The organism is Pseudomonas sp. GCM10022186 (assembly GCF_042656385.1).
Taxonomy (GTDB): domain Bacteria; phylum Pseudomonadota; class Gammaproteobacteria; order Pseudomonadales; family Pseudomonadaceae; genus Metapseudomonas.
In genome coordinates this window covers 65,193-88,244 of record NZ_JBHSOU010000052.1, presented here as the reverse complement: position 1 = coordinate 88,244, position 23,052 = coordinate 65,193, and the positions used below count along the sequence as shown (strand labels likewise).

Here is a 23,052-nt window from a genome sequence, read left to right as displayed (position 1 = left end):
GTCATCAAGTCGCTGCCGGTCAATGGCACCCTGCTGCTCAATGGCGTGGCCCTGGCCGTCGGTGCCGAAGTGCCGGCTACCGCCAATGGCGCCAGTGTCACCTTCGTGCCGAACGCCAATTGGAATGGCAGCACCGACTTCCAGTACGCCGCCGTGGATAACCTCGGTCTGGAAGACAGCAGCGCAGCCACCGCCACTATCAATGTCGTGTCGGTCAACGATGCCCCTGAAACTCAAGCGACTTCTGCCTCCGGCGCGGAGGATGTCGCCGGCATTCCGGTGGCGCTGAGCGGCAGCGACCTGGACGGCTCGGTCGACCATTTCGTCATCAAGTCGCTGCCGGTCAATGGCACCCTGCTGCTCAATGGCGTGGCCCTGGCCGTCGGTGCCGAAGTGCCGGCTACCGCCAATGGCGCCAGTGTCACCTTTGTGCCGAACGCCAATTGGAATGGCAGCACGGACTTCCAGTATGCCGCCGTGGATAACCTCGGTCTGGAAGACAGCAGCGCAGCCACCGCCACTATCAATGTCGTGTCGGTCAACGATGCCCCTGAAACTCAAGCGACTTCTGCCTCCGGCGCGGAGGATGCCGCGGGTATTCCAGTGGCCCTCAGCGGCAGCGATCTCGACGGCTCGGTCGACCATTTCGTCATCAAGTCGCTGCCGGTCAATGGCACCCTGCTGCTCAATGGCGTGGCCCTGGCCGTCGGTGCCGAAGTGCCGGCCACCGCCAACGGCGCCAGTGTCACCTTCGTGCCCAACGCCAACTGGAATGGCTCCACCAGCTTCCAGTACGCCGCGGTGGATAACCTGGGTCTGGAAGACAGCAGCCCAGCCACGGCCACAATCAACATTGCGGCGGTCAACGATGCCCCGGAAACCGCGGCCACCTCCGCCTCCGGCGCTGAGGATACCGTCGGCATTCCGGTCGCCCTCAGCGGTAGCGATCTTGACGGCTCGGTCGACCATTTCGTCATCAAGTCGCTGCCGGCCAACGGCACCCTGCTGCTCAATGGCGTGGCCCTGGCCGTCGGTGCCGAAGTGCCGGCCACCGCCAACGGCGCCAGTGTCACCTTCGTGCCCAACGCCAATTGGAATGGTAGTACCGACTTCCAATACGCCGCCGTGGATAACCTCGGTCTGGAAGACAGCGCCCCGGCCACTGCCACCATCACAGTCGCTTCGCTCAACGATGCCCCTGAAACTCAAGCGACTTCTGCCTCCGGCGCGGAGGATGCCGCGGGTATTCCAGTGGCCCTCAGCGGCAGCGATCTCGACGGCTCGGTCGACCATTTCGTCATCAAGTCGCTGCCGGCCAATGGCACCCTGCTGCTCAACGGCGTGGCCCTGGCCGTCGGTGCCGAAGTGCCGGCCAGCGCCAACGGAGCCAGTGTCACCTTCGTGCCCAACGCCAACTGGAATGGCAGCACGGACTTCCAGTATGCCGCCGTGGATAACCTCGGTCTGGAAGACAGCTCTCCGGCTACTGCCACCATTACAGTCGCTTCGCTCAACGATGCCCCTGAAACTCAAGCGACTTCTGCCTCCGGCGCGGAGGATGCCGCCGGCATTCCGGTGGCGCTGAGCGGCAGCGACCTGGACGGCTCGGTCGACCATTTCGTCATCAAGTCGCTGCCGGTCAATGGCACCCTGCTGCTCAATGGCGTGGCCCTGACCGTCGGCGCCGAAGTCCCAGCCACCGCCAATGGCGCGACTCTCACCTTTGTGCCCAACGCCAACTGGAATGGCAGCACGGACTTCCAATACTCCGCGGTGGACAACGGGGGTCTGGAAGACAGCAGCCCAGCCACGGCCACGATCAACATTGCGGCGGTCAACGATGCGCCCGAGACTGCTGCCACCTCCGCCTCCGGCGCGGAGGATGCCGCCGGCATCCCAGTCGCCCTCACCGGTAGCGATAGCGATGGCAGCGTCGACCACTTCGTGATCAAGTCCCTCCCCGCCAATGGCACCCTGCTGCTCAACGGCGTAGCCCTGGCGATTGGCGCCGAAGTGCCGGCCACCGCCAACGGCGCCAGCGTCACCTTCGTACCCAACGCCAACTGGAATGGCAGTACCGACTTCCAGTACGCCGCGGTGGACAACGGGGGTCTGGAAGACAGCTCCCCGGCCACCGCCACAATCAGCATTACCGCCGTCAACGATGCACCCGAGACTGCTGCCACCTCCGCCTCTGGCGCTGAGGGTTCGGCCGGCATTCCGGTCGCCCTCAGCGGCAGCGATAGCGATAGCGATGGCAGCATCGACCACTTCGTCATCAAGTCCCTGCCCGCCAACGGCACCCTGCTGCTCAATGGCGTAGCCCTGGCCGTCGGCGCCGAAGTGCCGGCCAGCAGCAATGCCGCAAGCGTCACCTTCGTGCCCAACGCCAACTGGAACGGCTCCACCAGCTTCCAATACGCCGCAGTGGATAACCTCGGCCTGGAAGACGCCAGCCCGGCCACCGCCACACTCAGCGTTGCCGCGGTCAACGACGGACCGGTATTCGGCACGCCCACCGGAACGGCCATTGTTTCGGAGGAAGGCCTGGCAGCCGGCCTGGTGGACAGCACGGGATCGCCGAGCGACACGACCAACGCGCTGGTCGCCACCGGCACCTTCGCCATCAGCGATATCGACAGTCCGAGCCTGTCGGTGACACTGACGGCGCCGGCCACCGCCCTGACCTCCAATGGAGTGCCCCTGACCTGGTCGGGCAACGGCACCTCGACACTGAGCGCCAGCGCCGGCGGCCAGCCGGTCATGACTATCAGCATCACCAGTGCGGGGGCCTATACCGTGACCCTGCTCGGCCAGGTGGATCATCCGCAGGCCAATCTGGAAGATGTGCTCAGCTTCTCGGTGGGCGTGACGGCCAGCGATGGCGCGAGCAGCGCCAGCGGGACCCTGCAAGTCAGCGTCGAGGACGACGCCCCCGTCCTTGCGACCCCGATGCAAAGCATCATGCTGGACAGTTCCGGGGCCACGGCCATTGGCGATCTCAACCTGTCCACGGGCGCCGATGCCAACGGTAGCTCAGTGCAGTTCAGCACGACGACGGGCGTTTCCGTCGATGCCAGCGGCTACATCCTGAGCACCACCTTGGACAAGAGCGGGACTGTGATCAGTTCGTCGAGCTACCTGACCTACCAGGGCAGCAAGCTGCATTACGTGACCGGGACCAACTCCCTGACCGCTGTCAGCGCGGATGGCACCCAGGTGTTCAAGATCACGGCCGACCCGGTCAGTGGCCAGTACCAGGTCACCAACTACGTGAACCTGGACTCGCCCTCCTCGACCTTCACCACCTTCGACCTCTCCGGCGGCAACTCGGGGGCCTATGATCTGGGCGTCGGCAGCCAGTTCAGCCTCCAGGCCACGGCGACCACCATCAACTCGAGCAACCAGGTGGTAACCGACACGGTGAACACCAGCGACAACAGCTTCGGCGTCGGCAGCGGCCAATCGATCGACACGGGCGATGTGCTCAAATTCACCTTCATCGACAAGAGCACCAACCAGGCAACCGACATGACGTCCGTTTCGCTGACCACCGACAAGCTCGGTAGCGGCGAGAAACTCACCTGGACCGCCTTCGACAGCGCCGGCATTGCCGTTGGCAGCGGCACGGTGAACGGCGTGTCGGGCGGCAGCGCTTCCTTCACCATCGACTCCAGCAAGCTCAACAGCGGCGAGCATGAATTCAGCTCGATCAGTTTCGGTGCCGGCGCCGGTACCTCCTACAAGCTGCTCATCAGCGCCATCACCGGGCAGACCGAGGCGTACGACCAGCGCATCACCCTGGGCATGAAGGCCGCCGACGGCGATCTCGACAGCACGGCCAGCCAGTCAATGCAGATCACCTTCGACTCGGACAACACCATCCAGGCCGGCTCCAGCGGTTCCGCTCTGGGTGGAGGCAGCGGCGCCAACAACCTGATCGGCGGCAGCGGCGATGACATCCTCACTGGCGGCAGCGGCAACGACACCATGACCGGCGGCGCTGGCGCCGACACCTTCACCTGGAAGTCCGGCGATGCGGGCACCGCGGGCAGCCCCGACCTGGACGTGGTGAAGGACTTCAAGCCGCAGACGGAACAGGACCGGCTGGACCTCAGCGACCTGCTGCACGGGGAAACGACCAGCAATATCGACAACTATCTCAAGCTGATCGTCGACTCCGGCACCGGCAACGCCACCCTGCTGGTCAGCAAGGAGGGGCACCTCAACGATGGCGGCAGCGCCGCCAGCCACGCCGACCTCAGTGTCACCCTGGAAGGCGCGGCCTCGCAGCTCAGCGGCTCCTCCATCAACTCGCTGATCGCGGGCGCCGACCCGACCATCAAGGTCGACCAGAACTGACACCCCAGCCCGTCCGCAACCGCCACGGTGGTTGCGGACGGGGGGCGCCTGCCCTCATGCTCGCGGCAGTCCAGAAGGGAGACTCACCATGTTCTACATCCAGCGCGACGAAGACGGAAACCTGGCGCGCGTCGAAGCGGCTGCGTTCGACGAAATGACCGGCACCTTGCCCGCTGACGATCAGGAGATCCAGGCCTGGTACGCCAACCTGGCGATGCAGAGCAGCCTCCTGCAACTGAAGCAGAGCGACCTGGACATGATCCGGGTGCTCGACGACCTGATCACGGTGCTGATGGCCAAGGGCATCATCCGCATCACTGACCTGCCTCCGGCGGCGCAGTCCAAGCTGCTCAGCCGAAACCAGGCGCGTGAAGCCCTGGGCGGCATTTCGCGGCTGATAGTCGAGGAAGAGGACGAAGCGGGCTCGGGGTTGATCTGAGTCCGGCCGACCGCCGTTCTCTTGTGGGGGCGAATTCATTTGCACTTGGGAAACCACGTCCTGGGGACGTGGTCATGAGTCAGCGACTCTGCCTGTGACGATTCGAATACCCAGGCTAGCAGGATGAAGCCGATGCGGTAGGGTCCAGGCCAGGCGAAAGGGGGCGGTCTTGTGCACGGGGAGGATTCGCCCCCTTCCAGGGGGCTAGCGCAAGTCCAGGTTCTACGAACGTGGATGTTTACTCGCCATGCAGGCCACAGGCCTGCCGGGGGAACTCCCCCGGGGCAAAACTCCTGCACTCGCCCCACCAGATCAGCTCCGTCGCCAGGATCGCCTGCCAGGCATCGATCCTGTGTTTGCCGGGGCCGAAGGGGCCGCAGAGTGATGCGGCCCGACGTTGCCGGGATCGGCGTGGGCGGCGGGTCAGCGCAGTCCACGCAGGTGCAGGAAACCGAACAGCAGGACCTGTAGCCGTTCCAGCCAGGGAAACGGCCGCGCCTGCAGTCTGCGGTTGAACAATGCGGCTTCGCCCACGTGGGCCAGCAGGATGACGCCGGCCGTCAGCAACAGCGGCCGATGCAGGGGTTCGCCGAAGGGATAGACGAGGTTGAGCAGGGCCACCAGCCAGAACATGGCCAGGGTGCCCTTGAGGAAGGAAGGCAGGTGCATGGGATCTCCCGAAGGTGCGGATCAGGCGGCCAGTGTGCCGACTGCTGTCTTGCGACTCTCCGCACTTTCGATTGGCGCCTGCCTGCCTTCGATCAACGCAGGGTCAGGGCGATGGGCGCTTCCTCGAAATCGAAGCAGGCGAGGAAGGCCTTGATGTCCAGCAGGTTGCCATCCACCTTCACGTCACCCAGCAGGGCCCCCTTGAGCAGGCCGTTCTCGCCGCTGATGACGGTGTCGAGATAGGTCTTGTCGAAGGTCAGCTTGAGCCTGGTACCCTCGGGTATGCCCTTGTGCAGCTGGGCAACACCCCGACGGACTTCCAGGGCCCACTCCTCCTGGATGTCGGGGAAGACGAAGCCCAGGGTCAGGTTCACATCGGCGCTCTTATCGGGATCGATGCGGGTCACCCAGTTCTGCAGGAAAATGCGCGCCGGCAGATTCTTCAGCATGTCCGGCGAGAGGAAGGCATCGCGCATGCCCTGGGACAGCTGCAGCGCAGCGTCGCCATCCAGCTTGCCTTCCAGCTCCATGGCGCTCATCAGGTACCAGTTGCGCCAGTTGATGTTCATGCTGGCATAGCCCAGGCGGCGGAAGCTGCGTGCCTTGATCTCGCGGGCCAGCTGGTCGTCGTGATCGATGCGGATGGCGTAGCCGGCCAGTTCGGCGGCCCACTGGTAGTCGCCCTTGAGGTAGGCCTCGCCGGCCGCCATCAGCACCTTGTCGCGCCCCCCCATCATCTCCACCAGGCGCTTGGCCTTCTCGGCCGGTGGGGTGGGGTCGAGCTCCACCGGGTCGCCCTGGAACCAGCCCAGGTAGCCCTGGTAGATCTGCCGCACGCTGTGCTTCACGGTGCCGTAGTACTCGCGCAGGTAAGGGGTGTAGCCAGCCAGGTAAGGCGGCAGCTTGACCTTCTCCACCAGCTCGTCCGGAGTCAGTCCCTTGTTCATCCAGCGCACGGTCTGGTCGTGGACGTAGGCAATGGCGTCACGGGTCATGCGCAGCACCTCTTCCACCTTGTCCTTGCCGGATACCGGTTGGCCGTGCAGCGGCACCATATAGTCGGCCTGGAAGTCCCGCAGCTTGTCCAGGCTCTTCACCCAGACCACCGGATCGCGGAACTTGGTGCCACGCAGGGTGTGGATATTCGGCAGGGTCGGGCCCTGGGTCACCTCGGCGCTGATCAGCACCTTGTTCTCGGGCAGGAACAGCACGATCTCGTCCGGCGCCTCGCTGGGCACATGGAGGAACTGCACCGGCAGGCCGGCGATGCGCGTGTCGAGGCGGTCCTTGAAGGTGACGGTGGGGGCGATGAAGGTGGAGGCCCCTTCATGGGCCAGCGGGCCGAGGCCGGCATTCATGTCCTTCTTGTCGGCCTCCGGCAACGCCACGCCGAAGCTGTAGCCCGAACGCATGCCGAGGATCGGGCCGACCAGGGCGCCCTGGGTCACCACATTCTCCAACAGGGTCTCCTGGGCGTAGATCTGCACCTCGCCATTCTTCACCTGCTCTTCGCTGACGAAGCCTTTCACGCCGTTGATATGGTCGGGGTGGAAGTGGGTGTAGACGATGGCCTTGATCGGCTTGTCGCTGATCTTGCGGAATTCGGCCAGCACCTTGCGCGACTGCTCGGCGGACTCGCCGGTGTCGACGATGATCAGCCCCTCGGGCGCCTCGATCATCACGCTGTTGGCGAGGTTCCAGCCCACCGCCGAATACACGTTGTCGGCGATCTTGTAGACCTTCTCGCTGAAGTGCCGGGTGTGTTCGGCCAGCTCGGGGTTGATGCTGGGCTGGATGTTTTCCTCGGGAAGGGCGGCGTCGGCGCCCAGGGGCAGCGCGGCGGCGAGGAGCAGGCCGCTGAAACGGGTGGTGATGCGCATGGTTCGCTCGGGAATTGTTGTGATGGGCGCAGACAGGCTGGCAGCAGGCAGCTAATAATTCCAATGCATTCCCCTTCAACTTCCGATGCAGATGACGCATGAACGACCTTCGCCAGCTCCGCCACTTCGTCGCCCTCGCCGAATACGGCCACTTCGCCCGCGCGGCCGAAGCGGTCAATCTCAGCCAGCCGGCGCTCAGCCGCAGCATCCAGGCCCTTGAGGCAAGCCTGGGCTGCAGCCTGCTGGATCGCGGGCCACGGCAGATCAGCCTGACCGCCCACGGACGACTGGTGCTGGAACACGCCCGGCGCCTGCTGGACGGCAGCCGCGCCCTGCGCAGCGCGGTGACCCAGCTCGACAACCTCGACAGCGGCGAACTGCGCCTGGGCGCAGGGCCCTACCCCGCCGCACGCCTCGTGCCCCGCGCCCTGGGCCGCTTCGCCAGTCGCCACCCCGGCGTGCGCGTGCAGCTCAGCCTGGACAACTGGCACCGCCTGCGCCAGCTCCTCCTGGACGACACCATCGAATTGTTCGTCGCCGATATCCGTGAACTCACGGACGATCCGCTGCTGGACATCACCCCCCTGCGCCGCCACCCCGGCACCCTCTTCTGCCGGCCCGGGCATCCACTGCTGGATCAGGGCCGACTGCGGTTCGCCGACCTCGCCCGCTACGCCCTGGCCGGCACTCAGTTGCCGACGGAGGTGGCACGGGCCATTGGTGAACTGGCCGGCAGCGACAAACCGCTGGGCATCGAGTGCGACAACTTCATGGTGCTGAAGGCACTGGTGGCCGAGAGCGACGTGATCAGCATGGCACCCTGGGATGTGGTGGCTGACGACATAGCTGCAGGGCGCCTGGCAGTCCTGGAAATTCCCGCCAATGAGCTGTCGTCATCGGCCTATGGCGTGGTCAGCCATGCCGCGCGCAGCCTCTCTCCGGCTGCGCGGGTGGTAAGGGAGCTGTTGCTGGACGAGGACCGGCGCTTCCCGCCCGCCTAGCGGCGGTACTGCTGCGACCAGTCGCTGCGGTTGTTGTAGCGGTGGTTGTTGTGCGGGCGCGCCTCGTAGCCCGGCTGTACCCGGTAGTACTGGCGGTTGTCCGGCTGGACGTTGTTCTTGCCCCAGGTCCGCAGGCGCGGCGAATAGTCGTGGCGGCGCTCCTGGAAGTTGTCGTAGCGCGGCTGATAGTAGCGACGGTCATGCCGGTATTTGCGGTCATGGTCGTAGTAGTGCTTGTCGTATCGCTTGTAGGGCTTGTCGTAGTAGTAGTCCTTGCGGCCGTCGTACTTGCGGCGGTCGTAATAGCGGTGCTTGTCGTAGCGGTGGTCGACTATGTAGTAGTGCTTGCGTGGCGGGTCGTCGTAGTAGCGGTCCACTCGGTAGCCGTCGTGGTAACCGCGACCGTAGTAATCGTCGTCGTAGTCATAGACGGCACAGCCGCCCAGAACCAGGCTCAGTACTGCAAGGAAAATGGATCGATAGGACATGGCGGCCTCCTTCGACCGCGAGGGACGAGCGCAGACAGATGTCGGCGATCGGGATCGCTCCCACTGCGTTGGACAACGGGCCCTACGGAACAACGCGCGGCATCTGTCGGAAAAATCCTTTTCCACTTGTTGCAACGCACCAAGTTGACGCCCGACGCCCCATGAGCGGGCATCGCGCAGCGTCACGAATCCCTCATTGCTCGCCCAAAGGCCCGTACCAGGCGTATCTGGCCATCTTGGCACGGCCTTCGCTTTGGCAAAGGCGTGCAGGAGCTGCCCGGATCACCGGGCCCGCGGCACCACAATTTGCAATGGCTGGCTAGGGTTCCGGTCCGCGCAGGCGGATGACTGGTCCGAGAGCTGGCGACCTCCAGCGAGGTTACACGGCGGGACAAAAGCCCGGGAGAACGCGCCCCTTGACCGGGAAGTGCCGCGCCGCTCCGCCCGCCCTCAACCGAACTGGAGGTTCTCCATGCGCAAGCCCCGTCTGTTCGCCCTCGCCGCTGCCGTCCTGGCCGCCGCCCTCAGCTTCAACACCTCCGCCGCCCGGAAGGACAGCTTCAACGTCTGCTGGACCATCTACGCCGGCTGGATGCCCTGGGAGTACGGCGCCACCCAAGGCATAGTCGACAAGTGGGCGAAGAAGTACGGCATCGAGATCCAGGTCACCCAGCTCAACGACTATGTCGAATCCATCAACCAGTACACCGCAGGTGGGTTCGACGGCTGCACCATGACCAACATGGACGCCCTGACCATCCCCGCCGCCGGCGGCGTGGACAGCACCGCGCTGATCGTCGGCGACTTCTCCAACGGCAACGATGGCGTGGTGGTGAAGGGCGAAGGCAAGACCCTGGCCGACCTCAAGGGCATGCCCATCAACCTGGTGGAACTGTCCGTCTCCCACTACCTGCTGGCCCGCGCCCTGGAGCGCGTCGACCTGTCCGAGAAGGACGTGCAGGTGGTGAACACCTCCGATGCCGATATCGCCGCCGCCTTCGACACCGCCGAGGTCCAGGCGGTGACCACCTGGAACCCCATGCTCGCCGAACTCAAGGGCAAGCCCGGCACCAGCCTGGTGTTCGACTCCAGCAAGGTGCCCGGGGAAATCATGGACATGATGGTGGTAAACACCCAGACCCTGCAGGACAACCCCGCCCTGGGCAAGGCGCTGACCGGCGCCTGGTTCGAGATCGTCGCGCTGATGAATGCCGGCACCGCCGAAAGCGCCGCCGCCCTGGAACACATGGCCAAGGCTTCCGGCACCGACCTGGCCGGTTACCAGGCGCAATTGGCCGCCACCCGCATGTTCTACACGCCGGCCGATGCCCTGGCCTTCGTCACCAGCCCGAAATTGCCGGCAACCATGGACAAGGTGGCCAATTTCAGCTTCAGCCACGGCCTGCTGGGCGAAGGCGCCAAGGACGCCAGCGCGGTGGGCATGAGCTTCGCCAAGGGCCTGATCACCGGCGACAAGGGCAACGTGAAGCTGCGCTTCGACCCGACCTACGTGCAGCTGGCCGCCGACGGCAAGCTCTGACAACCCCGTAGGTTGGCGCCGAGAAACGAGGCCCAACGCGGCCATTCGTTGGGCCTCGCTGCGCTCGGCACCAACCTACCCGTCCTACACAACCGAGAACCCGCCATGCGCCTGATCAACCGCCAACCGGACCGCGCCGGCCGCCTGATCCTGGTCCTGCTGCCGTTCGCCCTGCTGCTGCTGGCCTACTTCACCGGCTCGGCGGCCCGGCTCACGGAGAACCCCAACGACAAGCTGCTGCCCGGCGCCGCGCAGATGGCGGACGCCATCGAGCGCCTGGCCTTCACCGAAGACAAGCGCTCGGGCGACTACCTGTTCTGGCAGGACAGCGCCTCCAGCCTCAAGCGCCTCGCCATCGGCCTGTGCATCGCCGCCCTGCTGGGGCTGGCCCTGGGTATCGCCGCCGGCACCCTGCCGCTGTTCGGCGCGCCGCTGTCGCCGCTGCTGACGGTGCTATCGATGGTCCCGCCGCTGGCGATCCTGCCGATCCTGTTCATCGTCTTCGGCCTCGGCGAGCTGTCCAAGGTGATGCTGATCGTCATCGGCATCGCCCCGTCCATCGCCCGCGACCTGGAGCAGCGTGCGCGGGAAATCCCCCGCGAGCTGCTGATCAAGGCGCAGACCCTGGGCGCCAACACCTGGACCCTGATCCTGCGCGTGGTGCTGCCGCAGCTCCTGCCGCGCCTGCTCATCTCCCTGCGCCTGGTGCTCGGCTCGGCCTGGCTGTTCCTCATCGCCGCCGAGGCCATCGCCTCCACCGATGGCCTGGGCTACCGCATCTTCCTGGTCCGCCGCTACCTGGCCATGGACGTGATCCTGCCCTACGTGGCCTGGATCACCCTGCTCGCCTGGCTGATGGACCTGGGCCTGCGCCAGCTCACCCGCCTGGCCTTCCCCTGGTACGAAGGAGCCAAGGCATGAGCTTCATCTGCGTTCGCAATCTGTGGCAGGCGTATGGCGACCAGGTCGTGCTGGAGAACCTCAACCTGTCGGTAAATGAAGGCGAGTTCTGCACCCTCGTGGGCGCATCCGGCTGCGGCAAATCCACCTTCCTGCGCATGCTGCTGGGCCAGGAATCTCCCAGTCGCGGCAGCATCCAACTGGACGGCCAGCCGCTGCTAGCCGAACCCGATGCCAGCCGCGGCGTGGTATTCCAGCGCTACTCGGTGTTCCCCCACCTGAACGTGCTGGACAACGTCGCCCTCGGCCTGGAACTGCCCCGCGCGCCGCTGTTCGGCCGCCTATTCGGCGGCGCCAGGCGCGCGGCCCGCGAAGAGGCTGCCGCCATCCTCGCCAAGGTCGGCCTGGGCCATGCCCTGGACAAGTACCCGAGCCAACTCTCCGGCGGCATGCAGCAGCGCCTGGCCATCGCCCAGGCGCTGGTGATGAAGCCCCGTGTGCTGCTGCTGGACGAACCCTTCGGCGCCCTCGACCCGGGCATCCGCAAGGACATGCATGAACTGCTGCTGGGGCTCTGGCGGGAAACCCGGCTGACCGTGTTCATGGTCACCCACGACCTCTCCGAAGGCTTCAGCCTGGGCACCCGCCTGCTGGTCTTCGACAAGGTGCGCCAGGACCCGCAGGCGCCCAACGCCTATGGCGCGCGCATCACCTACGACATCCCCCTGAACGCCGACCGCCGCAGCGCCCGCGCGGCCGTCGAGGCATTGCCGGAGCGGCTCGCCACCGCCCTGCGGCCCGCCATCGCCCACTGACAAGGAGCCTGCCCATGAGCGAATCCCTGGCCCTGCGCCCGACCCTTTACGAAGAAACCGTCCCCGGTGGCGGCCATGCCTCCTTCGTGCTCAAGCGCGGCCAACTGCTGCGCATCACCGACATCGAGGGCGGCGCCAACGTCAGCCTGCTGCTGCTCAACGCCCATGAGAAAAGCGAGCGCCTGAACCTGCCGGACAGCCTCAAGTGCCAGCACACCGCCAGGCTCACCACCGGCCACTGCCTCTACTCCGACATGGGCCGGGTGCTGGCCGCCATCACCGCCGACACCTGCGGCTGGCACGACAGCTTCGGCGGCGTGCTGAACGCCGACGAAGTGAAGGAAAAGTACGGCACCGGCCGCTACCAGGAACTGCGCAACGGCTTCTTCCGCAACGGCGTGGACAACCTGCTGGTGGAGATGGGCAAGTGGGACCTCAACCTGCAGGACCTGCTGATGTGCCTGAACCTGTTCAGCAAGGTGACGGTGGACGGTGACGGCTGCTTCCACTTCGCGCCGGGCAACTCCAAGGCCGGCGACTACCTCGAGCTCTACGCCCCCATGGACTGCCTCGTGGTGCTCACCGCCCTGCAGCACCCCATGGACCCGAACCCCGCCTACGCCCCCAAGCCCGTGCAGCTGACCTGGCAGCAGGTGCAGAGCGACGGCATCACCCTGCTCTGCCGCACCTCGCGCCCGGAGAACGGCCGCGGCTTCCACAACACCGAACGCCTGTACATCTGAGGACCGCCCCATGAACCCGATCCCCAGCGAAAAGCACCCCGAAGCCGCCGTCTACCGCGCCGTGATCGCCGCCGGCGAACCCTTCATCACCGAGGTGAAGGCCGGCCAGACCCTGCGCCTCTCCGACCTGGAAGGCAACCAGGCGGTGGACACCCTCTTCTACAATGCGCGCAACCCGCGCGAGCGCTACGACGTGCAGCGCACCCTGCGCAAGCAGAACCGCGTCTACCTCGGCCCCGGCAGCGTGCTCTGGTCCAACCTCGGCAACCCCATGCTGACCATCGCCGCCGACACCTGCGGCCGCCACGACACCCTCGGCGGCGCCTGCGCCCAGGAAAGCAACAGCGTGCGCTACGCCCTCGACCGGCGCTACATGCACAGCTGCCGCGACAACTTCCTGCGCGCCAGCCTGCACGACGGCCGCCTGGGCAAGCGCGACATCGGCGCCAACATCAACTTCTTCATGAACGTGCCGGTCACCCCCGAAGGCGGCCTGACCTTCGAGGACGGCATCTCCGCCGCCGGCAAGTACGTCGAGCTCATCGCGCACATGGACATCATCGTGCTGATCTCCAACTGCCCGCAGCTGAACAACCCCTGCAACGGCTGGAACCCGACTCCGGCGGAGGTGCTGGTATGGGAGTGAAGCCGCAAGCGGTGCGGCGCTGGCTCTTCCTGCTCTGCCAGAGCCGCGCAGGCCAATGCCTGCGCAAGCCCCCCGTAGGATGGGTAGAGCCTGCGAAACCCATCAAGCGGTGATGGGTTTCGCTCCGCTCGCGGAACGCCGCCCGCCCCATCCTACGCCCCTCACCCCAGCCCTCTCCCAAAGGGAGAGGGAGCCAAGACTCCAACCACGGACGACCGTGGTGCAGACCGAATACCGGCGGGACGGCCCGCCACTCATGGGGAAAGCCTCATGTTCGACAAACTCCTGATCGCCAACCGCGGCGCCATCGCCTGCCGCATCCTGCGCACCCTGCGCCAGCTCGATGTGCGCGGCGTAGCCGTGTATTCCGAAGCCGACGCCGCCAGCCTGCATATCCAGCAGGCGGACCAGGCCATCAGCCTGGGCGAAGGCCCCGCCGCCAGCACCTACCTGGCGGTGGACAAGATCATCAAAGCCGCCCGCGACAGCGGCGCCCAGGCCATCCACCCCGGCTATGGCTTCCTCTCCGAGAACGCCGCCTTCGCCGAAGCCTGCGAAGCTGCCGGCATCGCCTTCGTCGGCCCCACCCCGGAGCAGCTGCGGCTGTTTGGCCTCAAGCACACCGCCCGCGCCCTGGCCAAGGCCAACGGCGTGCCCATGCTGCAAGGCACCGAGCTGCTGGAAAGCCTCGACGCGGCCCTGGCTGCCGGCGAGCAGGTGGGCTACCCGGTGATGCTGAAAAGCACCGCCGGCGGCGGCGGCATCGGCATGCGCGTGTGCCGTTCGGCCGCCGAGCTGAGCGACGCCTTCGAGGCGGTGAAGCGCCTGGGGCAGAACAACTTCAGCGATTCCGGCGTATTCATCGAGAAGTACATCCAGCGTGCCCGCCACCTGGAAGTGCAGGTGTTCGGCGATGGCCGCGGCGAGGTGCTGGCCCTGGGCGTGCGCGACTGCTCGGTGCAGCGGCGCAACCAGAAGGTGCTGGAGGAAACCCCGGCGCCGAACCTGCCCGCCGGCACGGCCGAGGAGCTCTGCGCCGCCGCCATAGAGTTGGCGAAGGCCGTGAGCTACCGCAGCGCCGGAACCGTGGAATTCGTCTACGACAGCGAGGCCGAGCGTTTCTACTTCCTCGAAGTGAACACCCGCCTGCAGGTGGAGCACGGCGTCACCGAACAGGTCTGGGGCGTAGACCTGGTGCGCTGGATGATCGAACTGGCCGCCGGCACCCTGCCGCCGCTGGCCGAACTGGCGAAGGGCCTTTCGCCCGCTGGCCACGCCATCCAGGCGCGCCTCTATGCCGAGGACCCGGGCCGCGACTTCCAGCCCTGCCCAGGCCTGCTCACCGCCGTGGCGTTCCCCGAGGCGGACGGCACGGCGCTGCGCATCGACACCTGGGTGGAAGCCGGCTGCGAGATCCCTCCCTACTTCGATCCGATGATCGCCAAGGTCATCACCTGGGCGCCGAGCCGCGAGCAGGCCGGCGCCGCCCTCGACCGCGCCCTGGCAGGCACCACCCTCTATGGCGTCGAGACCAACCGCGACTATCTGCGGCAGATCCTGGCGGATTCCCCCTTCGCCAGCGGCTCGCCCTGGACCCGCTGCCTGGAGGGCCTCGCCTACCGCGCCGACACCTTCGAAGTGCTGGCCGCCGGCACCCAGACCACGGTGCAGGACTATCCCGGCCGCCTCGGTTACTGGGCCGTGGGCGTGCCGCCGTCCGGCCCCATGGACAGCCGCGCCCTGCGCCTGGGCAACCGACTGCTGGGCAACGCCGAGGGCGAGGCCGGGCTGGAAATCACCATGAGCGGCCCGACCCTGCGCTTCAACTGCGATGCAGTGGTCGCCGTCACCGGCGCGCCCATTCCCCTGACCCTCGACGGTCAGCCGCAGCCCATGGACACTGCCTTCCTTGTGCCGGCTGGCGCCACTCTCACCCTGGGCACCATCCCCGGCGCCGGCGCCCGCAGCTACCTGTGCCTGCGCGGCGGCCTGCAGCTGCCGGACTACCTCGGCAGCAAGAGCACCTTCACCCTCGGCCAGTTCGGCGGCCACGGCGGCCACGCCCTGCGTGCCGGCGACGTGCTGCACCTGGCGCCCCTGGCCGACCGCGAAAGCGGCGCCAGCCTGCCGCCGCCCCTGCGCACGCCGCTACCGGCGGTGCGCGAACTGCGGGTGATCCATGGCCCCCACGGCGCCCCGGAATACTTCACCCCGACCTACATCGACCGCTTCTTCGCCACCGACTGGGAAGTGCACTTCAACTCCAGCCGCACCGGCGTACGGCTGATCGGGCCGAAGCCGGAATGGGTGCGCGAAAGCGGCGGCGAAGCCGGCCTGCACCCCTCCAACATCCACGACAACCCCTACGCCATCGGCGCGGTGGACTTCACCGGCGACATGCCGGTGATCCTCGGCCCGGACGGCCCGAGCCTGGGTGGCTTCGTCTGCCCGGTGACGATCATCGAGGCGGACCTCTGGCAACTGGGCCAGCTCAAAGCCGGGGACAAGGTGCGCTTCGTGGCAGTGGGCATCGCCGAGGCACGCGCCTGTTCCCCTCTCCCCCCGGGAGAGGGGCTAGGGGAGAGGGATGCGTCCGCGCACACCGAACTCCCCTCACCCCAACCCTCTCCCGGAGGGAGAGGGGGCCGTCCGCAGCTCAGCTCACCCATCGTCCTCGACCTCGGCCAAGCCGACAAACGCCTGGTCGCCCGCCTCTCCGGCGACACCCACCTGCTGCTGGAAATCGGCGCACCGGAGCTGGACCTGGTGCTGCGCTTCCGCGCCCATGCGCTGATGCAGGCGCTGGAGGCCCTGGCCCTGGATGGAGTGATCGACCTGACGCCCGGCATCCGCTCCCTGCAGGTGCACTACCAGCCGGAAACCCTGCCCCTGGAGCGCCTGCTGGAAACCGTCGCCAGCCTCTGGGATGGCGTCTGCGCCGCCGGCGACCTCAAGGTGCCGTCGCGCATCGTCCACCTGCCGCTGTCCTGGGACGACCCGGCCTGCACGCTTGCCATCGAGAAATACATGACCACGGTGCGCAAGGACGCGCCCTGGTGCCCGAGCAACCTGGAGTTCATCCGCCGCATCAACGACCTGCCGAACCTCGACGAGGTGCAGCGCACGGTGTTCGACGCCAGCTACCTGGTGATGGGCCTGGGCGACGTCTACCTGGGCGCGCCGGTGGCCACGCCGCTGGACCCGCGCCACCGCCTGGTGACCACCAAGTACAACCCGGCGCGCACCTGGACCGCCGAGAACTCGGTGGGCATCGGCGGCGCCTACCTGTGCGTCTACGGCATGGAAGGCCCCGGTGGCTACCAGTTCGTCGGCCGCACCCTGCAGATGTGGAACCGCTACCGCGAGGTGGAAGCCTTCGCCGGCAAGCCCTGGCTGCTGCGCTTCTTCGACCAGATCCGCTTCTACCCCGTTTCCGCCGAGGAACTCACGCGCATCCGCCGCGACTTCCCCCTCGGCCGCTACCCGCTGCGCATCGAGGAAAACGAGCTGCATCTGGCCGACTACCAGGCCTTCCTCGCCCGCGAGGCGGAGGGCATCGCCGCCTTCCGCGCGCAGCAGCAGGCGGCCTTCAATGCCGAACGGGAACGCTGGATCGCCTCCGGCCAGGCCCACTTCGAAAGCGAGGAGCCGGCGCCGGACCTGGGCGAGGACGCGCCACTCGGCTCCGGCCAGCACGCGGTGGAAAGCCATATCGCCGGCAACCTCTGGCAGGTGCAGGTGGAGGAAGGCAGCAGTGTGAAGGCCGGCGACATCCTGGTGATCCTCGAATCGATGAAGATGGAAATCCCCCTCATCGCCCCCCGCGACGGCGTGGTGCGCGAGGTGCGGGTGCAGCCCGGCTCGCCGGTGCGCGCCGGGCAGCGGGTGGTGGTGATGGAGGAGAGCTGAGCAGGGGTTCACTGTAGGGGCGAATTCATTCGCCAAGGGCGGCGCAGCTGCCCCTTCCGGAAACTCCCAGGGCAGGCCTGCGGCCTGCTTGGCGATTGAAATCGCCCCTACAGGCACATCTGCCCACCTGCTCGCTCCTCGGGTTCTTAACCGCTAGAGTTCAAGCGGCACCGCACGCAAAAGGACCCGCAATGCCGCCGCTCAGCCGCGACCAGGCGCAACGCCGCGCCGACGATATCCAGGCCTTCTACCGGGAAGTGGAGCGCCTGCGCGAAGAGCAGGCCTTGCAGCTCGATCCCGAACAGATCGAGCGCCTGGGTGAACACCATCACCGCCTGCTGACGGGCTATCGCAGCGCCTATGACATCGACCCGGACGCCCAGGCGCGCCGCCTGTCCCTCGGCATGCGCATCACCTCCCTGCTGGGCGCCCTGGCGCTGGCCGCCAGCCTGCTGTTCTTCTTCTACCAGTTCTGGGGGCTGTTCCCCGAAGCCGCCCAGGTAGGCATCCTGGCCGGTTTTTCCGCCGGTAGCCTGCTGCTCACCCTGCTGCTACGAGAGCGCGACACGTCCGGTTACTTCGCCAGGCTGGCGGCGGTCCTCGCTTTTGCCTGCTTCGTGCTGAACGTCTCCATGCTCGGGCAGATCTTCAACATCACCCCAAGCGACAGCGCGCTACTGCCCTGGGCCGCCTACGCCCTGTTGCTGGCCTATGCGTGCGAGGTTCGCCTGCTGCTGGGCGCCGGCCTGGCCTGCATCATGGCCCTGTTCGCCACGCGGCTGGCGAGCTGGACCGGCCTTTACTGGCTGGATTGCATCGAACGTCCGGAGCACCTGCTGCCCGCCGGGCTGCTGATCTTCCTGGTACCACGGCTCATCTCCCAGGCGCGCTACAGCGGCTTCGCCGCGGTGTACCGGGTGCTCGGCCTGCTGGGCCTGTTCGTGCCGATGCTGGCACTGGCCAGTTGGGGATCGGCCAGCTACCTGCCCTGGCCACGGGCCGATGTGGAATCCTTCTACCAGCTGGCAGGCTTCATCGGCTCGGCACTGGCCATCTGGCTCGGCAACCGCCGCGACTGGCCGGACGTGATGTACGGCGGCTTGCTGTTCTTCGTGCTCTTTCTCTTCATCAAGCTGTTCGACTGGTGGTGGGACCTGATGCCCAAGTACCTGTTCTTCCTGGTCCTGGGGCTGATCGCCGTGCTCATCCTGCTGGTACTTGGCCGCCTGCGGCGAAGCGAGGCACGCAAGGGAGGACCGCGCCGATGAAGACCCGCACCGTACTCATCGCCGGTCTGGCACTGATCGCCTTGACCAATGCCGTCGCCCTGGGCGGGGTCTGGTACAACCGCAGCGGCGAGCCGGAAAGCAGCCTGCTGCTCTCCGAGCGCGAGCTGCGCCGCAGCCATGAATGGTCACGGCACGAGAACAGTGGCCTCGCTCTGCGCCTGGAGTGGCGCCGGCCCAGAGATCCCGCCAGTGACGACCGCTACCAGCGCCTGATGCTGGACGAGGCCAGGTTGCTGGCCCTCGGATTCATCGCCCCGGAGAATGGTGACCCTCGCCATGACAGCCAGGAACGCCAGGCACTGGTGGTGCTGGAACTGGACGGCCCGGCCCGCAAGGCCGAACTGGAGCGCGTACGCGAAGGATTGCAGAACGCCCGCATCGAGTTGCGCGCGAACCCCAACGACAAGCGTCGGCAGGACGCCGAGCGCGCCGCCCGCGACTACCTTGATCATGAAGAGCAGCGCGACAGCCGCCTGTTCGCCGTGGACCTCGGCCTGGATCGAGAAGCGCTGCGCAGTCGCTACCCCGACCGCAGCCGCTATGCCATCGTGCCCGGCAGTGTGCATGCCTGGGTCCGCGACGGACATCTGACCGGCCAGATCAGCGAGCTGCGGATCACCGCCATCAACGTGCCCCATGCCTGGCGCCATACGCTGGACAAGGCGCTGGAACGCGACCGGCCGGCCCCCTTCCAGGTGCGAGTCAGCTTCGGCCAGCACCTCGAACCCTGGATGGGCGAGGCACCGGCGCTGGAGCGGGCGGAGGGTAAAGGAAAGGGCTGAGTCGCCGAAAGCCTGGCGTCAAGTACCCGTCCGTGACGCCTGTGTCAGCGCAGGATAGCATTGCGCCACTATTCGGAGGTTGCGTTTCCCGATGCCGTTACGAGAACACACCAAGCACAGCCATCGGCTGTTGTTCCTCGCCCTGGTCCTGCTGCTCGGCTGCGGATTCCTGGCGACCTCCCTGGTCAGTTACCAGGCGTCGCTGAAGTCGATCCGCAGCAGCATAGTCAACACCGAGCTGCCGCTGACTTCGGACAATGTCTATTCGGAGATCCAGAAGGATCTGGTGCGCCCCATCCTGATCTCCTCGATGATGAGCCGCGACACCTTCGTCCGCGACTGGGTGATGCGCGGCGAGAAGGACGTCGAGCAGATGACCCGCTACCTGAGCGAAGTCCAGCAGCACTACGGCGCCTTCACCAGCTTCTTCATCTCCGACCGCACCCTCACCTACTACCAGACCAAGGGTGTGCTCAAGCACATACGCCGCGACGAACCGAGGGACATCTGGTATTTCCGCGTGCGTGACATGAAGGAGCCCTACGAGATCAACGTCGACGTCGACATGGCCAACCAGGATCGGCTGACCATCTTCATCAACTACAAAGTGTTCGACTACGACGGCAAATTCCTCGGCGCCACGGGCGTGGGCCTGACGGTGGACGCGGTGATCAAGCTCATCGACGAATACCAGCGGCGCTACGACCGCAGCGTCTATTTCGTCGACACCAGCGGGCGCATCGTCCTCACCGGTGCCGAGGGCGGCCCAACGGGCGCGCGGGCCGGCCAGTCGCTCGCCGAGGTGCCCGGCCTGGAAGACCTGCAAGCCCGGCTGGGCCGCCCGCAGACCGGCAAGTTCGAGTACCAGGAGCGCGGCCGCGATCACTACCTCAACGTGCGCTACATCCCCGAGCTGGACTGGTTCCTCTTCGTCGACAAGCAGGAGGGCGGCCTGCTCGCCGGCATCCGCAACACGCTTTACCTCAACCTGCTGATCTGCCTGGTCGTCACCGCCATCATGCTGTTCCTGGTCGGCCGCCTGATGGGGCGCTACCAGCGCAACATCACCGCCCTGGCCACCACCGACAGCCTGACCGGGCTGCCCAACCGCCGCGGCTTCGAGCTGCTCGCCGGCCAGGCGCTGCAGGAAGCCCGCCGCGACCGCCGGCCACTCACCGCACTGTTGCTGGACCTCGACCACTTCAAGCTGCTCAACGACACCTACGGCCACCAGGCCGGCGACCAGGTACTGCAGGGCTTCGCCCAGAACCTGCGCGACTCCCTGCGCAAGTCGGACATCATCTGTCGCTGGGGCGGCGAGGAGTTCATCATCCTGCTCAAGGACACGGGCAACACCACCGCGCACCAATTGGCGGAAAAGGTCTGCAGCGGGGTGGCTATCCAGCGCCATCCCTTCAGGGGCGTGAATCTCCACGTGACCACCAGCATCGGCCTCGCCGAAATGCACCCGGACGATTCCCTGGACAGCCTGATCGGCCGCGCCGACCGTGGCCTCTACCGCGCCAAGCAGTCCGGCCGCAATTGCGTGTGCGTGGAACCGTCCGGTCACCAGGACGCCCTCTGAACCTGTGGGAGCGAATTCATTCGCGAATAAATTCGCTCCCACAGCCGTGTAGGGTGGATAGCGCTTTTCTATCCACCAGGGAGGCCGTGCAAGACACCGATGGTGGAAATCCCCAAAGGGATTTCCACCCTACGCGCTCCCACAAGATTCGAGCAGCCGAATCCTCAGGCCAGCACCGCCACCGACTTGATCTGCGCCCAGAGCGCCTGGCCGAGGTAGAGGCCCAGCTGGTCACGGGAATAGCGGGTGATGCGCGCCAGCATGGGCGTGCCATCCACATCGAGGCGCACCAGCACATGGGCCGGGTTCGCCGCCGGCACCTCGTCCACCACCCGCGCCGGCAGCAGGTTGAGGATGCTGCTGTCGCGCTGCTTCTCGAGGCTCAGGCTGACGTCCCGCGCCAGCACCCGGAATCGCAGGGTGCGCCCTTCGGCAATCGGTGAATGAGCCACGCGCATGCTCAGGGAACTGCCGGGCAGCGCCAGGGCCAGTAACTGGTAGCGCTCATCGAAGCCCTGCACCCGCCCCTCGATCACCACACCGGCTTCATCCTCCTGGGCAGTGGGCAGGTCCAGGCGCGCCAGGGTCCGGTCCAGCGGACCGCTGGCCAGCACCTGGCCGTTGTCCAGCAGCACCAGGTGATCGGCAAGCCGCGCCACCTCGTCCGGCGAATGGCTGACATAGAGCAGCGGGATATCCAGTTCGTCGTGCAAGCGCTCGAGGTAGGGCAGGATCTCGCCCTTGCGCTTGAGGTCCAGGGCCGCCAGGGGCTCGTCCATCAGCAGCAGGCGCGGACTGGTCAGCAGCGCACGGGCGATGCCGACGCGCTGCCGCTCGCCTCCGGAGAGCCCGTCCGGCATGCGCTCCAGCAGATGGCCGATGCCCAGCAGTTCCACCGCCTGCTCCAACTCCACGCGGCGCTCCCGCGCCGGAATGCGCCGCTGGCCGAACTCCAGGTTGCGCCGCACCGGAAGGTGTTCGAACAGGCTGGCCTCCTGGAACACGTAGCCCAGGGGGCGCTTGTGGGTGGGCAGGAAATGGCCGCGGGCACTGTCCTGCCAGACTTCGCCATTGATCTCCAGGAAACCCTCGGCGGCGCGCTCCAGGCCGGCGATGCAGCGCAGCAGGCTGGTCTTGCCCGAACCGGAATGGCCGAACAGGGCACTGACACCCCGGCCGGGCAGCTCGAGGTCGGCATCCAGGGCGAAGCCCGGATGGCGCAGGCGGAAACGTGCGCGAATCTGTTGCATGGCTCAGCTCCAGCCGGGTTTCAGGCGCCGGCTGGTATTGAGCGCCAACAGGATGAGGAAGGAGAACAGCAACATGCCGCCGGCCAGCCAGTGGGCCTGGGCGTACTCCATGGCCTCGACGTGGTCGAAGATCTGCACCGAGACCACCCGGGTCTTCTCCGGGATGTTGCCGCCGATCATCAGCACTACGCCGAACTCGCCCACGGTGTGGGCGAAGCCGAGGATGGAGGCGGTGACGAAACCGGGCCGCGCCAGGGGCAGCACAACGCTGAAGAAGGTGTCCCAGGGACTGGCGCGCAGGGTGGCGGCGACTTCCAGCGGACGCGCGCCGATGGCGGTGAAGGCGTTCTGCAGCGGCTGCACCACGAAGGGCATGGAGTAGATCACCGAACCCACCACCAGGCCGGCGAAGGTGAAAGGCAAGGTGCCGAGGCCGAGGCTCTGGGTGAACTGGCCGATGACGCCATGGGGTCCCATGCTCACCAGCAGGTAGAAGCCGATGACGGTGGGCGGCAATACCAGCGGCAGGGCGACCACGGCGGCAACCGGCCCCTTGAGGCGCGAGCTGGTGCGTGCCAGCCACCAGGCGATGGGGGTGCCCAGCACCAGCAGGAGCAGCGTGGTGAGGGTCGCCAGCTCCAGGGTCAGCCAGATGGCTGCCAGGTCGGTGCGATCGAGGGGAAGGGTCATGGGTTGGCCGAATGATCAGATTTCGCTGTGTTGCGAACTATATAGCGAAGCCTGGCGGCCAGCC

The 23,052-nt window shown here is 66.6% G+C and carries 17 protein-coding genes and 1 riboswitch; of the genes, 12 read left to right on the top strand and 5 right to left on the bottom strand.

What is annotated here, in order from left to right:
- Together ACFPU0_RS17550 and ACFPU0_RS17545 are read left to right on the top strand one after the other, a co-directional pair.
- Positions 1-4,362, top strand: a 4,362-nt coding sequence (locus ACFPU0_RS17550; RefSeq protein WP_377694530.1) for a beta strand repeat-containing protein, incomplete at its 5' end; no start/stop codon positions are given.
- Positions 4,363-4,450: 88 nt separating this feature from the next.
- Positions 4,451-4,801, top strand: a complete 351-nt coding sequence (locus ACFPU0_RS17545; protein ID WP_377694529.1) for a tryptophan synthase subunit beta — start codon at positions 4,451-4,453, stop codon at positions 4,799-4,801.
- A 423-nt stretch (positions 4,802-5,224) separates the two neighbouring features.
- On the opposite strand, the gene ACFPU0_RS17540 is transcribed toward ACFPU0_RS17545, so the two are convergent.
- Positions 5,225-5,470, bottom strand: coding sequence for a DUF1145 domain-containing protein (locus ACFPU0_RS17540; protein WP_377694528.1), 246 nt, complete (start codon positions 5,468-5,470; stop codon positions 5,225-5,227).
- Positions 5,471-5,562: 92 nt separating this feature from the next.
- On the bottom strand, positions 5,563-7,350 hold the full coding sequence (locus tag ACFPU0_RS17535; RefSeq protein WP_377694527.1) for an alkyl/aryl-sulfatase: 1,788 nt from the start codon (positions 7,348-7,350) through the stop codon (positions 5,563-5,565).
- A gap of 98 nt (positions 7,351-7,448) precedes the next feature.
- Between ACFPU0_RS17535 and ACFPU0_RS17530 the strand changes: the two genes are divergently transcribed.
- The gene (locus ACFPU0_RS17530) at positions 7,449-8,351 is read left to right on the top strand and encodes a LysR family transcriptional regulator (RefSeq protein ID WP_377694526.1); all 903 of its coding nucleotides are present in this window, start codon (positions 7,449-7,451) and stop codon (positions 8,349-8,351) included.
- Here ACFPU0_RS17530 and ACFPU0_RS17525 read toward each other — a convergent pair.
- On the bottom strand, positions 8,348-8,839 hold the full coding sequence (locus ACFPU0_RS17525) for a hypothetical protein (protein ID WP_377694525.1): 492 nt from the start codon (positions 8,837-8,839) through the stop codon (positions 8,348-8,350). The two genes, ACFPU0_RS17530 and ACFPU0_RS17525, sit on opposite strands and share 4 nt — an antisense overlap.
- A gap of 308 nt (positions 8,840-9,147) precedes the next feature.
- Positions 9,148-9,247: riboswitch (guanidine-I (ykkC/yxkD leader) on the top strand.
- A 64-nt stretch (positions 9,248-9,311) separates the two neighbouring features.
- Here ACFPU0_RS17525 and ACFPU0_RS17520 point away from each other — a divergent pair.
- The 9 genes from ACFPU0_RS17520 to ACFPU0_RS17480 all read left to right on the top strand — a co-directional run bounded on the left by ACFPU0_RS17520 (position 9,312) and on the right by ACFPU0_RS17480 (position 21,048).
- On the top strand, positions 9,312-10,379 hold the full coding sequence (locus ACFPU0_RS17520; RefSeq protein WP_377694523.1) for a putative urea ABC transporter substrate-binding protein: 1,068 nt from the start codon (positions 9,312-9,314) through the stop codon (positions 10,377-10,379).
- Positions 10,380-10,484: 105 nt separating this feature from the next.
- Complete coding sequence (locus ACFPU0_RS17515) at positions 10,485-11,300, top strand: ABC transporter permease (protein WP_377694521.1); 816 nt, start codon at positions 10,485-10,487, stop codon at positions 11,298-11,300.
- On the top strand, positions 11,297-12,094 hold the full coding sequence (locus ACFPU0_RS17510) for an ABC transporter ATP-binding protein (protein ID WP_377694520.1): 798 nt from the start codon (positions 11,297-11,299) through the stop codon (positions 12,092-12,094). The genes ACFPU0_RS17515 and ACFPU0_RS17510 overlap by 4 nt, the downstream gene beginning before the upstream one ends.
- A 14-nt stretch (positions 12,095-12,108) precedes the next feature.
- A complete protein-coding gene (locus ACFPU0_RS17505; RefSeq protein WP_377694519.1) occupies positions 12,109-12,837 on the top strand; it encodes an urea amidolyase associated protein UAAP1 in 729 nt (242 codons plus the stop codon).
- Between the two features lie 10 nt (positions 12,838-12,847).
- Positions 12,848-13,483 (top strand): urea amidolyase associated protein UAAP2, encoded by a 636-nt coding sequence (locus ACFPU0_RS17500; protein WP_377694518.1) that lies wholly within the window; start codon positions 12,848-12,850, stop codon positions 13,481-13,483.
- Positions 13,484-13,753: 270 nt separating this feature from the next.
- Entirely contained in the window at positions 13,754-17,392 is a 3,639-nt protein-coding gene (uca, locus tag ACFPU0_RS17495; RefSeq protein ID WP_377694517.1) for an urea carboxylase, read from the top strand.
- A gap of 191 nt (positions 17,393-17,583) precedes the next feature.
- Positions 17,584-18,660 (top strand): DUF2157 domain-containing protein, encoded by a 1,077-nt coding sequence (locus ACFPU0_RS17490; RefSeq protein ID WP_377694516.1) that lies wholly within the window; start codon positions 17,584-17,586, stop codon positions 18,658-18,660.
- Positions 18,657-19,463, top strand: coding sequence for a DUF4824 family protein (locus tag ACFPU0_RS17485; RefSeq protein WP_377694515.1), 807 nt, complete (start codon positions 18,657-18,659; stop codon positions 19,461-19,463). The genes ACFPU0_RS17490 and ACFPU0_RS17485 overlap by 4 nt, the downstream gene beginning before the upstream one ends.
- Positions 19,464-19,554: 91 nt before the next feature.
- Positions 19,555-21,048: a sensor domain-containing diguanylate cyclase gene (locus ACFPU0_RS17480; RefSeq protein ID WP_377694514.1), complete on the top strand. Its 1,494-nt coding sequence runs from the start codon at positions 19,555-19,557 to the stop codon at positions 21,046-21,048.
- 164 nt (positions 21,049-21,212) lie between these two features.
- Here ACFPU0_RS17480 and modC read toward each other — a convergent pair whose 3' ends face one another.
- Together modC and modB are read right to left on the bottom strand one after the other, a co-directional pair.
- Positions 21,213-22,298, bottom strand: a complete 1,086-nt coding sequence (gene modC, locus ACFPU0_RS17475) for a molybdenum ABC transporter ATP-binding protein (protein WP_377694513.1) — start codon at positions 22,296-22,298, stop codon at positions 21,213-21,215.
- Positions 22,299-22,301: 3 nt separating this feature from the next.
- Entirely contained in the window at positions 22,302-22,988 is a 687-nt protein-coding gene (modB, locus tag ACFPU0_RS17470; RefSeq protein ID WP_377694512.1) for a molybdate ABC transporter permease subunit, read from the bottom strand.
- Positions 22,989-23,052 lie beyond the last annotated feature (64 nt).

Coding starts and splice junctions, on each gene's coding strand:
- modB (WP_377694512.1), bottom strand. CDS start 22,988: ATGACCCTTCCCCTCGATCGCACCGACCTGGCAGCCATCTGGCTGACC.
- ACFPU0_RS17490 (WP_377694516.1), top strand. CDS start 17,584: ATGCCGCCGCTCAGCCGCGACCAGGCGCAACGCCGCGCCGACGATATC.
- ACFPU0_RS17500 (WP_377694518.1), top strand. CDS start 12,848: ATGAACCCGATCCCCAGCGAAAAGCACCCCGAAGCCGCCGTCTACCGC.
- ACFPU0_RS17505 (WP_377694519.1), top strand. CDS start 12,109: ATGAGCGAATCCCTGGCCCTGCGCCCGACCCTTTACGAAGAAACCGTC.
- ACFPU0_RS17525 (WP_377694525.1), bottom strand. CDS start 8,839: ATGTCCTATCGATCCATTTTCCTTGCAGTACTGAGCCTGGTTCTGGGC.
- ACFPU0_RS17530 (WP_377694526.1), top strand. CDS start 7,449: ATGAACGACCTTCGCCAGCTCCGCCACTTCGTCGCCCTCGCCGAATAC.
- uca (WP_377694517.1), top strand. CDS start 13,754: ATGTTCGACAAACTCCTGATCGCCAACCGCGGCGCCATCGCCTGCCGC.
- ACFPU0_RS17535 (WP_377694527.1), bottom strand. CDS start 7,350: ATGCGCATCACCACCCGTTTCAGCGGCCTGCTCCTCGCCGCCGCGCTG.
- ACFPU0_RS17510 (WP_377694520.1), top strand. CDS start 11,297: ATGAGCTTCATCTGCGTTCGCAATCTGTGGCAGGCGTATGGCGACCAG.
- ACFPU0_RS17520 (WP_377694523.1), top strand. CDS start 9,312: ATGCGCAAGCCCCGTCTGTTCGCCCTCGCCGCTGCCGTCCTGGCCGCC.
- ACFPU0_RS17485 (WP_377694515.1), top strand. CDS start 18,657: ATGAAGACCCGCACCGTACTCATCGCCGGTCTGGCACTGATCGCCTTG.
- modC (WP_377694513.1), bottom strand. CDS start 22,298: ATGCAACAGATTCGCGCACGTTTCCGCCTGCGCCATCCGGGCTTCGCC.
- ACFPU0_RS17545 (WP_377694529.1), top strand. CDS start 4,451: ATGTTCTACATCCAGCGCGACGAAGACGGAAACCTGGCGCGCGTCGAA.
- ACFPU0_RS17515 (WP_377694521.1), top strand. CDS start 10,485: ATGCGCCTGATCAACCGCCAACCGGACCGCGCCGGCCGCCTGATCCTG.
- ACFPU0_RS17480 (WP_377694514.1), top strand. CDS start 19,555: ATGCCGTTACGAGAACACACCAAGCACAGCCATCGGCTGTTGTTCCTC.
- ACFPU0_RS17540 (WP_377694528.1), bottom strand. CDS start 5,470: ATGCACCTGCCTTCCTTCCTCAAGGGCACCCTGGCCATGTTCTGGCTG.